The sequence below is a fragment of the Acinetobacter sp. CY81 genome (assembly GCF_059515925.1).
Genome location: NZ_JCAKNC010000004.1, coordinates 96,748 through 112,065 on the forward strand (window position 1 = coordinate 96,748; position 15,318 = coordinate 112,065).

General features: G+C 39.9%; 14 protein-coding genes. 8 read left to right on the plus strand and 6 right to left on the minus strand.

Translation table 11 applies throughout. The features are described 5' to 3' along the window. The first annotated feature begins 5 nt into the window (after positions 1-5). From AC5YDM_RS06660 to urtE, 7 genes are all read left to right on the plus strand, one after another. Complete coding sequence (locus AC5YDM_RS06660) at positions 6-590, plus strand: YqiA/YcfP family alpha/beta fold hydrolase (protein ID WP_496151333.1); 585 nt, start codon at positions 6-8, stop codon at positions 588-590. A 14-nt stretch (positions 591-604) separates the two neighbouring features. Then, positions 605-2,485, plus strand: coding sequence for a DNA topoisomerase IV subunit B (parE, locus tag AC5YDM_RS06665; protein WP_496151334.1), 1,881 nt, complete (start codon positions 605-607; stop codon positions 2,483-2,485). Positions 2,486-2,846: 361 nt separating this feature from the next. Next, positions 2,847-4,130, plus strand: a complete 1,284-nt coding sequence (urtA, locus tag AC5YDM_RS06670; RefSeq protein WP_496151335.1) for an urea ABC transporter substrate-binding protein — start codon at positions 2,847-2,849, stop codon at positions 4,128-4,130. A gap of 120 nt (positions 4,131-4,250) precedes the next feature. After that, positions 4,251-5,876, plus strand: a complete 1,626-nt coding sequence (gene urtB, locus AC5YDM_RS06675) for an urea ABC transporter permease subunit UrtB (RefSeq protein WP_496151519.1) — start codon at positions 4,251-4,253, stop codon at positions 5,874-5,876. Positions 5,877-5,880: 4 nt separating this feature from the next. Beyond that, complete coding sequence (urtC, locus tag AC5YDM_RS06680; protein ID WP_496151336.1) at positions 5,881-6,951, plus strand: urea ABC transporter permease subunit UrtC; 1,071 nt, start codon at positions 5,881-5,883, stop codon at positions 6,949-6,951. Next, positions 6,952-7,779, plus strand: a complete 828-nt coding sequence (gene urtD, locus AC5YDM_RS06685; protein ID WP_496151337.1) for an urea ABC transporter ATP-binding protein UrtD — start codon at positions 6,952-6,954, stop codon at positions 7,777-7,779. Between the two features lie 9 nt (positions 7,780-7,788). Beyond that, positions 7,789-8,487: an urea ABC transporter ATP-binding subunit UrtE gene (gene urtE, locus AC5YDM_RS06690; RefSeq protein ID WP_496151338.1), complete on the plus strand. Its 699-nt coding sequence runs from the start codon at positions 7,789-7,791 to the stop codon at positions 8,485-8,487. Positions 8,488-8,566: 79 nt separating this feature from the next. On the opposite strand, the gene AC5YDM_RS06695 is transcribed toward urtE, so the two are convergent. From AC5YDM_RS06695 to alc, 3 genes are all read right to left on the minus strand, one after another. Then, a complete protein-coding gene (locus tag AC5YDM_RS06695) occupies positions 8,567-9,271 on the minus strand; it encodes a phospholipase D family protein (RefSeq protein WP_496151339.1) in 705 nt (234 codons plus the stop codon). A gap of 97 nt (positions 9,272-9,368) precedes the next feature. Then, entirely contained in the window at positions 9,369-9,869 is a 501-nt protein-coding gene (locus AC5YDM_RS06700; RefSeq protein WP_496151340.1) for an ureidoglycolate lyase, read from the minus strand. Positions 9,870-9,965: 96 nt separating this feature from the next. Next, on the minus strand, positions 9,966-10,970 hold the full coding sequence (alc, locus tag AC5YDM_RS06705) for an allantoicase (protein WP_496151341.1): 1,005 nt from the start codon (positions 10,968-10,970) through the stop codon (positions 9,966-9,968). Positions 10,971-11,180: 210 nt separating this feature from the next. On the opposite strand from alc, the gene hpxO reads away from it, so the two are divergent. Then, the gene (gene hpxO, locus AC5YDM_RS06710; RefSeq protein WP_496151342.1) at positions 11,181-12,338 is read left to right on the plus strand and encodes an FAD-dependent urate hydroxylase HpxO; all 1,158 of its coding nucleotides are present in this window, start codon (positions 11,181-11,183) and stop codon (positions 12,336-12,338) included. A gap of 106 nt (positions 12,339-12,444) precedes the next feature. Here hpxO and AC5YDM_RS06715 read toward each other — a convergent pair whose 3' ends face one another. From AC5YDM_RS06715 to AC5YDM_RS06725, 3 genes are all read right to left on the minus strand, one after another. Continuing rightward, a complete protein-coding gene (locus tag AC5YDM_RS06715) occupies positions 12,445-12,954 on the minus strand; it encodes a GNAT family N-acetyltransferase (RefSeq protein WP_496151343.1) in 510 nt (169 codons plus the stop codon). A 98-nt stretch (positions 12,955-13,052) separates the two neighbouring features. Next, positions 13,053-13,787 carry an outer membrane protein OmpK gene (locus AC5YDM_RS06720; RefSeq protein ID WP_496151344.1) on the minus strand — a complete coding sequence of 245 codons (735 nt, stop codon included), beginning with the start codon at positions 13,785-13,787 and terminating at the stop codon, positions 13,053-13,055. Positions 13,788-13,906: 119 nt separating this feature from the next. Next, positions 13,907-15,277, minus strand: a complete 1,371-nt coding sequence (locus AC5YDM_RS06725) for a nucleobase:cation symporter-2 family protein (RefSeq protein ID WP_496151345.1) — start codon at positions 15,275-15,277, stop codon at positions 13,907-13,909. Between the last annotated feature and the right edge of the window lie 41 nt (positions 15,278-15,318).

Genomic DNA, 15,318 nt, shown 5'->3' on the forward strand with positions numbered 1-15,318 from the left:
TGGCAATGAATATTATCTATCTCCATGGCTTTAAAAGTAGTGCTTTATCGATTAAAGGACAACAGTTAAAGCAATATTTTTTGGAAAATTCTGATGTGAAGATCCATTTGCCTGATTTGAATCAGCAACCTGAGCAAGTTATGCAAGGTTTAGCAGATTTGATTGAGTCACTGGAAGATGTTGCTTTGGTCGGAAGTAGCTTAGGTGGTTTTTATGCGACACAACTGGTCGCTAAATATGGTATTCCGGCTGTTTTAATCAATCCTGCTATGCGACCATGGCAATTGTTTAGAGATTTATTTGGTGAAGGTTTACTGCCATTTGCAGTCACACCTGAATGGACTTTAGATGATGCACAACTTGATCAGTTGGAACAGATGGCCGTGCCGTTTGTGCAAGATGCAGACAAAATTTTAGTTTTACTGCAACAAGGCGATGAAATTTTAGATTATCGTGAAGCTCAGCGTTATTATAGTGGCCGTCAACCTAGCTCGATGCTGATCACAGAGAGCAATGGCAACCATGCGATGGAAAATTTCGCAGACAAAATACCGATGGCCTACCAGTTTTTATCGGACTGCATACAATAAGGAAACAGTACAACGTGTCTCAATATACGGCTCAATCACTTGAAGTTTTATCTGGTTTAGATCCGGTACGTCGCCGTCCCGGCATGTATACCGATACCACGCGTCCAAACCATTTGGCGCAAGAAGTTATTGATAACTCAGTTGATGAGGCACTTGCAGGACACGCCAATAAAATTACAGTCACTGTATATAAAGATGGATCATTATCCGTAGAAGATAATGGTCGTGGTATGCCTGTCGATATTCACCCTGAATATGGTCAAAGTGGCATTGAAATTATTCTCACCAAGTTGCATGCAGGCGGAAAATTCAGTACTGATAACTACCAATTTTCAGGTGGTTTACATGGTGTCGGCATTTCAGTGGTGAACGCACTTTCAACCCGTGTCGAAGTAGAAGTCCAGCGTCAGGGTAATCTATATAAGATGGCATTTGAACAGGGTGTACCTGTTTCTGAGCTTGAAATTTTTGAAGGTAAAGCACCGAAACGTGCATCTGGCACTTCAGTACATTTTTGGCCTGAAGCGAAATATTTTGATTCACCAAAATTTGCCTTAAAAGCACTGAAACATAATTTAAAAGCCAAAGCCGTATTGGCTGCAGGCTTACAGATCAATTATATCGATCAAATTAACGACGAAAAAATTGTTTGGCAGTTTGAAAATGGCTTAGTCGATTACTTGATGGATGAATTGGAAGATAGAGAGATTCTTCCAAGTCCTGCTTTTGTCGCAACAGGTGAAGCTGAACGAGCAAGTGCTGAATTTGCCATTTGTTGGAATGCTGAAGGTGGCGAACAGATCCAAGAAAGCTACGTGAACTTGATTCCAACAGCGCAAGGTGGTACGCATGTGAATGGTTTGCGCTCAGGCGTGACAGATGCAATGCGTGAGTTCTGTGAGCTACGTAATTTGTTACCGCGTAATCTCAAATTGGCTGCTGAAGATGTTTGGGATGGCGTGAATTATATTCTTTCACTGAAATTCCAAGAGCCACAATTTTCAGGGCAAACCAAAGAACGTCTTTCAAGCCGTGAAGCATCAGGTGTAGTGCAAAACATTGCCAAAGATGCTTTTGCTTTGTGGTTAAACCAAAATTCGGATGTTGCAATGCAACTAGCAGAATTGGTGATTGCTAAAGCAGGGCGTCGTTTAAAAGCGGCTAAAAAAGTTGAACGTAAGAAGATTGTTGCAGGTCCTACGCTTCCGGGTAAATTATCCGATTGTGTTGGACATACACTTGAAGAATCTGAGCTGTTTATTGTGGAAGGGGATTCTGCCGGCGGTTCGGCTAAACAAGCACGTGATAAGAATTTCCAAGCGATCATGCCGATTCGCGGTAAGATTTTAAATACTTGGGAAGTGTCTTCTGATGAAGTATTGGCTTCTCAAGAAGTACATAATATTGCCATCGCAATAGGAGTCGATCCAGGTTCTGATGATTTATCAGAACTACGTTATGGCAAAATTTGTATTCTTGCCGATGCAGACTCGGATGGTTTACACATTGCGACCTTATTGTGCGCATTGTTCGTCAAACATTTCCCAACTTTGGTAGAAGAAGGTCATTTGTTTGTCGCAATGCCACCTCTATACCGTATAGATGATGGTAAAGATGTGCACTATGCCTTGGACGATTCAGAACTAGAAAGTTTCTTGAAAAAGGCCAAGACCAAGAATCCACAAATTACTCGATTCAAAGGGTTAGGTGAGATGAATGCAAGCCAATTACGTGAAACGACACTAGATCCAGATACACGTCGTTTGGTGCAATTAGACTTAGATGACAGTCATTTTACAGCGGGCTTATTGGATAAATTACTTGCGAAAAAGCGTTCGAGTGACCGTAAAGAATGGTTAGAGCAAAAAGGTAATTTGGCAGATATTGTGGTTTAATTTTTTGAGTTCAAATAGATCCTTTGATGAAGCCCGCAATTGCGGGCTTTTTTGCATCGTCATTGTGCATTTTTGTTTAAAAAATATGCGTCAATTTTGCTCCTAAGTGTGAATCTGCCCTGAAATGAATCTTTAAGCTCTATGTGAAAATGGAATCAATCACTGTATGAAATTTAGTTTTTATCATCATGATTCTGTTATTTCTTCATTTATTAACTGCATGAAATTTATAATTAAAGAAAAAAATAAACGCAATCAAAACCGATTATAAAATCTGTTTGGCATAGAAATTGAATAACCCTCTCCGATCGATAAATAATCTTATGCATGTTTATGCACCACGAGCTTTGGAGTGAATCGGATGTTTCAACAAAAACTATTTTCAAAAACATTACTCGCAGCTGCAATGATGGGGAGCATCGCTTTGACCGGTTGTTCAAAGCCTGCTGAAAAAAAAGAGGAAGTCCAAACAGGTACGACTACTCCAGCTTCTTCTGGCGACACTATTAAAGTCGGGATTCTACATTCACTGTCTGGAACGATGGCGATTTCAGAAACCTCACTGAAAGATACGGCATTGATGACCATTAATGAAATCAATGCGAGTGGTGGGGTACTGGGTAAGAAGCTTGAGCCTGTCGTGGTCGATCCAGCATCAGACTGGCCTTTATTTGCAGAGCGCGCGCGTCAGTTGATTACTCAGGATAAAGTTGCTGTTATTTTTGGTACATGGACATCGGTATCACGTAAATCCGTGCTTCCTGTAGTGGAAGAGCTGAATGGTTTAATGTTCTATCCAGTGCAATATGAAGGACAAGAACAGTCAAAAAATATTTTCTATACGGGTGCAGCACCGAATCAACAGGCGATACCTGCGGTTGAATACTTGATGAGTGAAGAGGGTGGTAAGGCAGAACGTTTTGTTCTTCTTGGTACAGATTATGTCTATCCTAGAACGACAAATAAGATTTTACGTGCATTCTTAAAGTCTAAAGGCATTGCTGAAGCGGACATCATGGAAGAGTACACGCCATTCAGTCATAGTAATTATCAAACCATTGTCGGGAATATTAAAAAATTCTCTGCGGGTAAGAAGACTGCGGTGATCTCTACGATCAATGGTGATTCAAACGTCCCTTTCTATCGTGAATTAGGCAATCAGGGCATTAAAGCATCTGATATCCCTGTGATGGCATTTTCTGTAGGTGAAGAAGAGTTACGTGGCATTGATACCAAACCACTAGTTGGACATTTGGCAGCATGGAACTATTTCATGTCTGTTAAAAATCCAAATAATCAAAAATTTATTGAAAAATATAAACAGTTTGCGGTCGAATACAAACTACCTAATGCAGAAAAAGTTGTGACCAATGATCCAATGGAAGCAACCTATGTCGGCATCCATATGTGGAAACAGGCTGTAGAGAAAGCAGGTTCAACTGAAGTGGATAAAGTTCGCGAAGCGATGGCGGGTCAAACTTTTGCAGCACCTTCAGGCTACACTCTTAAAATGGATGAAACTAACCATCATTTACACAAGCCCGTGATGATTGGTGAGATTCGTGCAGATGGTCAGTTTGATGTTGTTTATAAAACGCCAAACGTGATCAAAGCGGAGCCATGGAGCCCATATATTCCTAAATAATTTTATGAGCCTATTGCAACAGCAATAGGCTTTTTTGTCTTTTGGTTCCGTTTTCGGAGCACACTCTCAATCGGGAGGTTTAGCATGAAAATTCAAATAAAGTTCGCTACTTTTCTCTTTATTTTTACTCAAATATTTCTTCTGCAATCTGTCTTTGCACAAAACACGCTCAATACGACGGAACAATCTGCTTTAGCTCAAGATGTGGAAAACAGCTTTGTTGCAACCACGGGCGATGCGATCCAACAATTTGTTAAAGCAGATTTTTCACAGCGACGTGGAATGCTGAACCAATGGCCTGCCAGTATTGAAGAACTGGATCAGTTGGTCAGTTATATTGATCAAAATGAGTTATATAGCGATGGCTCAGGTCAAACCTATATTTTAAAAAATGATGAAAATTTATTGAGCTACCCAAAGCTTGAAAAAATTGAGACTTGGCCAAGTGATTTATCTCAAGTGACATTGGTGAATACTTTGCGTAAGGCACTGAGCTTTGGTCAAGCAAAGCTAAAACTCGAATCTGAAGAAGCTTCTCAGCGCTTAGACGCGATAGATATTTTAGAAAACAATCTAACTGAAATCGATTCAAATATGGTGAAAGGACTATATTTGAAAGAAAACAATAATAAGGTTAAAGCCCGCTTAGAACAGCTCATGGCAAGGTTGGATTACAACAGTCCCGATGTTTTAGACAAAATTCGTGCTGTCGAAATACTTAAAGAATCCAATCGTCCTGATGTTCTTGCCCTGATTGAACAGGAGCTGAGTCACCCCAATCTGAACCCAGAATTAAAAACGGCACTGATGGATGCGAAAAGCAGTATTAAAACTAAACTTCAAGCTAGTGAATGGACTGGGCATGTATTTTCAGGTTTGAGTACAGCCAGTATTTTGTTATTGGCAGCACTGGGTTTAGCCATCACTTACGGTTTGCTCGGTGTGATTAATATGGCTCATGGCGAGCTGATTATGATTGGTGCTTATACCACGTATGTCATTCAAAGCCTGTTTAAAACACATTTAGCTGGTTATGTGGATTGGTATTTGATTGCGGCAATTCCTGCTGCATTTATGGCTAGTGCATTGATTGGTATGTTGATTGAACGAACCATTATTCGTCCATTATATGGTCGTCAGCTAGAAACATTACTGGCTACTTTTGGTGTTAGCCTGATTCTCATGCAATTGGTTCGTATGATTTTTGGTGCTCAGAATGTTGAAGTCTCAAATATCTCTTGGTTATCAGGTGGTATCTCGATTAGCCCAAGCCTAATGCTTCCATATAACCGAATTGCCATTATTGGTTTCACTATCGCTGTACTTTTATTACTGGTTTATTTGCTCAACAAAACACGTTTTGGTCTATTCGTTCGTGCTGTGACGCAGAACCGTCAAATGGCGCAAGCCGTCGGTATTCGCTCTAGTCGTATCGATATGATGGCTTTTGGTCTGGGTTCTGGTCTTGCTGGTCTTGCAGGTTGTGCATTGGCACAAGTCGGTAATGTAGGACCTGATTTGGGTCAAAACTATATTATTGATGCATTCTTGGTTGTTGTGGTTGGAGGTGTCGGTCAAGTTTGGGGTGCGGTCCTTGCTGCATTGGGTCTAGGCATCAGTGGAACTGTTCTAGAAATTGGAATGGGTGCTGTTCTAGCGAAAATTATTCTCTTGGTCTTGGTGATTTTGTTTATTCAAAAACGTCCACAAGGGTTATTTGCAATCAAAGGCCGTTTTGTGGAGTAAGACAATGAAAATAACATCATTACTATCCGATAAAGCCTATAGCGCCGTAGCGATTGGACTGTGCTTTGCTATCATGTTGATTCTGCCATGGTTTCACTTATTACCACCTGAGTCGAGTTTTCATCTGTCTGCCTATTGGGTCACATTAATTGGCAAAATCATGTGTCTTGCATTGGTGGCTCTAGCGCTTGATTTGGTTTGGGGCTATGCCGGTATTTTAAGTTTAGGGCATGGTTTGTATTTCGCATTGGGCGGTTATGCCTTCGGGATGTACCTGATGCGTGAATCAGCAGGTGACGGTTTGCCTGATTTCATGCGCTTTTTGAGTTGGACTGAGTTGCCATGGTATTGGGTTGGAACGGAATACATTTTATGGTCTCTAGCCTTGGTGATTTTAGTGCCAGGCGTGATTGCTTTTATCTTTGGCTACTTCGCATTTCGTTCAAAAATAAAAGGTGTATATTTTTCAATTATTACCCAAGCAATGACCTTTGCCGCTGCACTTTTATTCTTTCGCAATGAAACAGGTTTTGGGGGCAATAATGGTTTTACAGGTTTTAAAACCATTTTAGGCATGGATATTACCTCTGCTTCAATGCGAGCAACCTTATGCTTTATCACAGCTTTGGCATTACTTGCTTGTTTCATTGGGTTACGTCATTTAATGAATAAACCTTATGGACGTGTGCTTGGTGCGATTCGTGACAGTGAAAACCGTCTGCAATATTTAGGTTACCGCACACTCTGGTACAAACTTTCAGCTTGGGTGTTATCTGCAGTCATTGCAGGGATTGCAGGGGCATTGTATGTACCGCAGGCAGGGATTATTAATCCAAGTGAAATGAATCCTGTTAACTCGATTGAAATGGCGGTATGGGTTGCAGCAGGTGGTCGAGGCACACTGATTGGTCCAATTTTAGGTGCAGGGCTGATCAATGGCGTGAAAACTTACTTTACTGTGGCATACCCAGAAGTGTGGTTATTGATTCTCGGTGCATTGTTTATTGTGGTGACCATTTTCCTACCCAAAGGTGTGATTGGTCTGTTTGATCGCTTTAAGAAGGAGAAAAACTAAATGTCAGATTTAGTCCGAAACTCACAACAACATGGCGGTCAAATCGGTGAAGGTTACGGTCGTCCTAAGGAAGCAGGGCCTGATTTCACGCATGGTATTGCACTGTATTTGGAAAAAGTGAGTGTTTGGTTTGACTCATTTCGTGCTTTAAATGATTTGTCGTTGTACATCGAAGAAGGTGAGTTACGTTGCATCATTGGCCCTAATGGTGCAGGTAAAACCACATTGATGGATGTGATCACAGGTAAAACACGACCAACTGAAGGCTCTGCTTTTTTTGGACAGAACTATGATTTGTCTAAGATGAGTACTGAACAAATTGCCGAAGCAGGAATTGGCCGTAAATTTCAAAAACCAACGGTATTTGAAAATTTTACGGTGATGGAAAATTTACTACTGGCTGCACCGAAGAATAAACAAGTCAAAAAGAGTTTTTTTAGCAAACTAGATCCTGATGCTCAATTGGCTTTAGAGGAGTCTTTAGCGCAAATACGCTTAGCTGAATTTGTGAATAAACCTGCGGGATTACTTTCACATGGGCAAAAGCAATGGCTTGAGATTGGCATGTTACTGATGCAACGCCCTAAACTCATTTTACTCGATGAGCCTGTGGCAGGCATGACTGATGCAGAAACAGAACGTACTGCGGAATTGTGTTTAGAACTCAAGAAAAATCACACCTTGATTGTAGTTGAGCATGATATGAGCTTTATCGACACCATCAGTGAAAAAGTTACGGTATTGGCACAAGGGTCGATTTTGGCAGAAGGCACATTGGCAGAAGTACAGGCCAATGAAGATGTGATTGAAAAGTATTTAGGGCGTTAAGGAGAGACCATGTTAGAAGTCAAAAACGTCAATCAGTTCTATGGTGGCAGTCATATTTTAAGAGACGTGAGTTTTACTGCACCTGTTGGTGAGTGCTCGGTAGTATTGGGTCGTAATGGTGTCGGTAAAACGACACTGCTCAAATGTCTAATGGGCATCTTACCGATCAAATCAGGGCAGATATTACTGAATGGGAAGGACATTTCAAAGTTGAGCCCTGAACAGCGTGTGAGGGAAGGTTTGGCTTATGTACCACAAGGACGAGATATTTTTTCGACACTCACCGTCGAGGAAAATATCTTGATTGGGATGGCGAAATTTTCAGGGGCAAGAACCCGAAAAGTCCCTGAGCATTTGTATGATATTTTTCCTGTATTGTTTGAAATGAAGCATCGCCGTGGTGGAGATTTGTCTGGTGGACAACAGCAACAACTTGCGATTGCACGTGCATTGGCTTCTGAACCCAGTGTGTTGATCTTGGATGAACCGACTGAGGGGATTCAACCTTCCATTATTAAAGATATTGGTAAAGTGATTCGTAAGCTCGCTGATGGTGGTGAAATGTCGATAATCTTGGTTGAGCAGTTTTATGATTTTGCTGAAGAACTGGCGGATGGTTATACCGTGATGGCGCGTGGTCAAGTGATTGCGAATGGTATGGGAAGTGAAATGCCTGAGAAAGGGATAAGAGAGTTGGTGGCGATATAATTTCCCTAACCCTCTCCCAAGGGAGAGGGAAAAATATTCTAATTCAGTAGATAGAGCGATTCTTTATAAGAAGGAAATACTATAGTTCTGTATTTTCATTCCAAAGAAAATAACCGCCATATTGACTTGATCTAAATTCACCACCGACTGATTTCCCTAAATCCGTAAGATAATTTTTACCATTATCATTGATGGTTAAAAATCCTTTATTTACCAGTTTTTCAAGTAAGTCATTGGTTTTTAGTTTATGTTTTGCCGCTAATTTAGAAGTGGTTAATTTACTGAAATTAGAGGATTCTTCGTCAGCATCATTTTCTTGAGGAGAAGATTCTGTTTTCACTTCATCTAAAGTAATTCTGACTTCATCACTGATGCGGATTATTCTTTGGGCTTCTTCATAAGCATCTTTAAAGACTTCATCATCTTCATATTTACGTACCAATATGCCCATTTCATTATTATTGACTTGGCTAAATTCGTAGAGATTTAAGCTTGAAATAATGCACTCACCTTCATTTAAGTAGCATTTTGCATGTAGGTTCTTACAAAAACTGAGTCTTACATAGTCTAGTTTTTGCATCCATTTAATTTCATCAGGATGTAAATCACTTTTTCCATACACGATACGAATATCAATTTTTAGACGATCTTTATCTTCAAGTAATTCTTTAATTCTGTCATTGAGTCTTAAATAAGGACTAATCAGAATGAGGCGTTCTTTAGCATTTTTAATCAGTTCTTCAAGAAAAAAATTTGTGCCACTGGTATTTAAAAACTTTGCCATGATTTCCCCTTTTCAATAAAATTTTTAATTATTTTTTAAAGGTATATAAAATATATACCCAATGACAAGTTAAACATTCATACCATAGCTTAAAGTCTTAGAGCTTGATTTTTATAGTATTTGGAAAAGCAAAAACATCACAATTATGACCAGCCCCAATTCGGTCAATCACAGCAAAATCACTCGGATTTTCTAAAGTGAGTAAAGGGTGGTGCCATGTCCGTGCTCGATAATTCACTCCTTGCAAACCATCCGTGATGAACGCTTTCAGTTGAGTTAAATCAGGTTCATCTGCATTTAAACTCGGAGCAACCACCACTAAAAACTTTTGCCCCTGCATGGGAATAAAAGCTTGTGAGCCATTTGGATGACGTTCAAGCATCGAAATTTGAAAGGGTATTGTGGTACTTTTAATATTTCTAAAAATACTAATACCTGTCCGTGCTTCTCCAATAATTTCAGTCTGAACCAAAGCATGATAACGCTCAGTGTGCGCGTCATTAATATGAAAAAAATCATTTCCTGCACAGCTAATCACTTCACCAAAAGCAGCAAAATTTTCATGTGTTAAAGGTTCAATTTGAATGTTGTTATGCATAATTTTAATCTTTTAAATAGAGAATTCAGCAGGCTTTAGATTCTAAACAAACCTAAAACCTGAAAGGGTGTGAATGAGGTAGTGAACAATTAAAGCTTAAGCAATTTTGCCCCATAGACGAATACGACTAATACCACCATCTGGAATCATATTGATGCGAATATGTGACACTTTTTCATGAGCCAAAACTTCATTGATATAGCTATGAATATGATCCATTTGCATCGGTTGTGCATCTAACAGAAAAGGCCAAAACATACTTTGTGGAATCAGTTGAGGATCAGTAGCATCTTCAATATAGATGGCTTGAATAGACACTTCAGCTGGGTAGTTACCTTTAAAATGTGCTGTGTCGATGTCAATTTTTTCAATTGTTCCTGATTGACCTAATGCCAAAATACACCAGTCAAAACCAGGAGCACGACGTCGCTTGGTTTCCCAACCATCGCCCATATTGATACCACGCCCTGGGTTAATCAGATTACGTGGATGACCAAAATGCGCATCGCTATAGGCAATCACACGACCGCCATTCTCTAACGCGAGTAAATCTAAAACTTGAGTTTTGTCTTTTATTTCAGTTTGAACTTCACCATACACACGGAAGCGTGCAATACCGCCATCAGGGTAAATATTTAATCGAACATGGGTATACACTTCTGACGTTTCTAAGTCAAAAACATGGTGCTGACTCGAACCTAATATACTGTTTGGTAAAATTGAGTGCCATTTCGCATCGGTGAAGTTCCCATTTGGTGCATAACACGCTTCAACAGCGGCAGAGGCGGGATAATTTCCTGTGAAAAAAGTCGTATCAATATCTAAGGCTTTGATTTTCCCCATTACACCCAATTCAATGATAGCCCAATCATAGCCTGCATGGCGCTTACGACGAGTTTCCCATCCATCCATCCATTTACCATGATCATCAAATTTATCTTCTACAAAAATGGGTGCATCAAACTGCAACATACGTTTTGCTTCAGCGAAAAACTCATCTGAACATTCAACGACCTTTGCACCAATACGGGCATCTGCCAAATTGGTAAGTTGCTGTAATTTTGCAGGGATTTCAAAACTTGGTGCAAATAATGTTGCCATGGGGTTCTTCCATTTTAATATTGTTGAATCATTCGAATTTGTTGCTTTTAGCGACTGTTTTAGGTGCGAACAATATCTAAAACAATGCATTACGCATAAATAAAATGCACAGCGTGTGCCAACTCAACCAAAAAATAAAAGCAAATCAGTGGAAATGGCACGTTTTTCGCAATTTAACTCTCAGAATATATTTAAAAAGAGGAAAAACAGATGGAGATTGCGATTATTGGTGCAGGTATGGGAGGGTTGACCACAGGCATCGCACTGAAAAAGTTTGGACACACTGTCACCATCTATGAACAAACAGAGCAAATTTTAGCTGTTGGTGCAGCGATTTCACTGTGGTCAAATGGCGTGAAGTGCTTGAACTATTTGGGTTTAACCGAACAAGTCGCACAGCTCGGTGGGCAAATGGATAACCTTGCTTATGTCGATGGTTTGACTGGTGATGTGATGACTCAGTTCAGCTTATATCCTTTGATTGAGGAGGTCGGACAGCGTCCATATCCAGTATCTCGTGCAGAACTGCAAAATATGTTGATGGATGAATTTGGTCGTGAAAATATCAAGCTTGGTAAAAAAATGGTGGGGCTCAAAGATCAAGTTGATTACGTCCAAGTTACATTTGCCGATGGTTCTGAAATTAAAACTGAGCTTTTAGTCGGGGCAGATGGTACGCACTCTATGACTCGTGCGCATGTATTGGGTGAGCAGGTTGAACGTCGATACGCAGGTTATGTGAATTGGAATGGCTTAGTCGAAATTTCAGAAGAACTTGCACCTGCTGATCAGTGGACGACTTTTGTTGCTGAAGGTAAACGTGCTTCATTGATGCCTGTTGCCAACAACCGTTTTTACTTCTTCTTTGATGTACCGCTAGAAGTTGGTTTAGACAATGATCGTAGCCAATATCAAAATTTATTAAAAGGTTATTTCGATGGCTGGTGTCCACAAGTTCAGCATCTTATCGAACAGATTGACCCGCAAAAAACCAACCGCGTAGAGATTCACGATATTGAACCTTTTGCTGATTTTTATAAAGGTCGTGTGGTGATTGTAGGTGATGCAGCGCACAGCACGACACCTGATATCGGACAGGGGGGATGTCAAGCGATGGAAGATGCCATTTATCTAGCTCGTGCCTTGCAAATCAATACACTAGGTTTACATGATGCATTGAAGCGCTATCAAAATAAACGTAATGAACGAACTGCAGAAATGGTCATTCGCGCACGTAAACGTTGTGATGTGACACATATGAAAGATGAGTCTGTGACGCAAGAGTGGTATGCCGATTTACGTAAAGAGCAAGGCCCACATATTATGAAAGGAATTATTAGTAATATCGTAGGAAATCCTTTGGATTAATTTATTCAATTTTAAAAATATAAAAATAATAACCATGAACTAAAATTTTATCAGCAAAGGGCGAAAGCCCTTCTTTTTTATCTTTTAAAATAGGTGGGTGCTAAGTTTAATGGTCATTAAAGTTGAGTTGCATCAACACTAAATCACGCCATTCGCCAAACTTTTGACCAACTTGCGGCATATAGCCAGTTTGTTTAAAACCGAGTTTCAAGTGCAGATGAATAGAAGCAAGATTTGCATGATCAATGGCTGCAACCATAACTTTGATGTCATGTTCTTTCGCATGATCAATTAAATGTTGTAATAAGCGCCGTCCTAAGCCCTTTTTAAAGAATTCAGGTGCAATATAAACGGAGTGCTCAACCGTATGCTTATAACCAGAAAAGTTTCGAAAGGCACTATATTCAGCAAATCCCACGACTTTAGCACTCAAATCCTCTTGAATAACAAATAAAGGATAGTTATGTGCTTGAAGGTGCTGAAACCAATTTTGGTAATAATTTAAATCATGAGCAGTGGCATTCCATGTTGCAACACCATTTATAATTTCATGATTATAAATATCTTGGATCTGCTGAAGATCATTTGTTGTTGCAAAGCGAATTGAAAATGTCATTGGATAGCGTGCATTAGATTATCTTTATGGCATGCTGAACTTCAGCACATAAAAAAGCAAGACCGAAGTCTTGCTTATATATTAGATCATTCTAAAAATTAGAAATGATATTTTACAAGTGCACTGACATCATTTTGGTCTGCGCCTTTAACACCAAATTTGTTGTTCCAAACTGAATGCTCTACACCCACATACAATTTAGTTTCTGGAGAAATGTGTTTACCTACATTCCATTTGTATTGAGAAGTCCAGTTTAACTCGCTTGCATGATCTTTTTCAGCTGTAGACCAGTCTAGGAATGCATCAACTAAGAAGTCTTCAGAACCTAATTTAAACGGTACTGCATAAGTGATTGTCATTTGATAATCATCATCAGTATTGTTGTTGTCAGCTCTGTAGAAATTGACATTGGCATATTGAGTGTAAGGAATATCTAATGCAAAACCCACACCGTACAAGAAGTTGTTGAATTCAACATTTTCGCCATGTCCAGCATTATGTTCCCAAGTTGTTGCAACAAGAACGTCTTTTACAGGACCAAATGATAAATCTTGACCAGAAACTTCACCTAAGCTTAAGCGCGGTGCAAATTCAAAGTAAGTATTGTCTTTATCATTGCCATCCCATTGTTGGTCAACAAAGAAAAATACATCAGAGTATTTAAGTTTAGCTGCGTATTCTGCAGTTAAAGTTGTACGATCTTCAGTACCCAATTCATAGTTTTCGCCATAAAGACCTGTAAGGCTGAAATCTTGCCATACGATTGGACTAGCTTGAGTGAATGCTGCAGTAGAAGCGATTGCACATGATGCAACAATTTGTGTAAGTTTCATTGAAAATCCCCAGAGAAAGCCCGTACAGAATACTCATAATTAAGCAAAAATAAAGCCATATTTGATAAATGGTTTAAAAAAATTCACCTAAGTGAGTTTTCATTTTTAAGAACATGAACTTAATGGTGTGAGTCAATCAGTTGTTTGGTTGTGATGACGCTTTTAGGTTTGAACCATCGTAGATGATTGAACAAAATATTGAGAACAATTGCGACTAAACAGGTTGAACTAATGCCTGAATGGAATAAGGTTTGTACCCATTTTGGAAAATCTGCATAAAATGAATGATCAATAATCGGGATCATGCCCGCTGCAATCGCGGTTGCAACAATAATTAAATTCTTTTGGTCGTTATAATCAATTTTTGCCAAAGTACGAATACCACTTGCTGCAACGGTACCAAATAGCACTAAACCAGCCCCGCCCAATACAGGCACAGGAATCGCAGCAATAAAGCGACCCATGATAGGCAGTAATCCTAAGAAAACTAGGATTAAGCCACCAGCAGCCACGACATAACGGCTTTTAACCCCTGTAATGGCAACTAATCCCACATTTTGTGCAAAGGCACTCTGCATAAAAGAACCGAATAGAGGAGCAACGGCACTGGATAGCATATCTGCACGCAAGCCATTTGAAATCCGTTCAGCATCAACTTTTGTTCCTACGATTTCGCCTACAGCGATAATGTCTGCCGTGGTTTCTGTCATGATGACCAATGTGACGATCAACATTGATAAAATGGCAGTCACTTCAAAAGTAGGTAGTCCAAAAGCAAAGAAATTTGGAACTTGTAACCATGAACCCTGACCGACTTGACTGAAATCACCAAAGCCAAATAGGAAAGCCAGTAACGTACCGAGTACGATGGCGAGCAGAATAGAAAGACGACGAATCGCTGGATGAGAAGAAAGGTTGAGAAGGATCACAATCGCCAGTGTAGCGAGCGCTAAACTAATATTTTCAAAACTCCCCCAATTTTCAGCATTTTTATTGCCCCCCATCATCCAGCGAACTGCGACTGGTAATAATGACAGACCAATAATGGTAATGACACAACCAGTAACTAATGGTGGGAAAAACCGAATGATTTTAGAAAAATAAGGTGCTAAAAAGAAGCCAATCAATGATGCAACAATCACCGCACCGTAGACTGCTTGCAGTCCTCCACCTGTTGTGATGATTGCAATCATGGTGGCTACACCAGCGAATGAAACCCCTTGAACCAGTGGTAATTTTGCGCCAACGTGTTTTACACCAATGGTTTGTAACATGGTTGCCAGCCCGCCAACAAAGAGCGCAGCTGCAATGAGCAAACCAATTTCGATTCCACTTAAACCCGCAGCAGTACCGACGATTAAAGGGGGAGCGATAATTCCACCATACATAGTCAGTACGTGTTGCAAGCCATAGGCTGCACTTTTACTTGCTCCGAGATATTCATCTTCGGGTGAAATTACATTTTCATTATTGGGTAAGTTATTTGACATTTTGTATCCCTCATTCTTTAAATTTTATTTCCATTGATTTG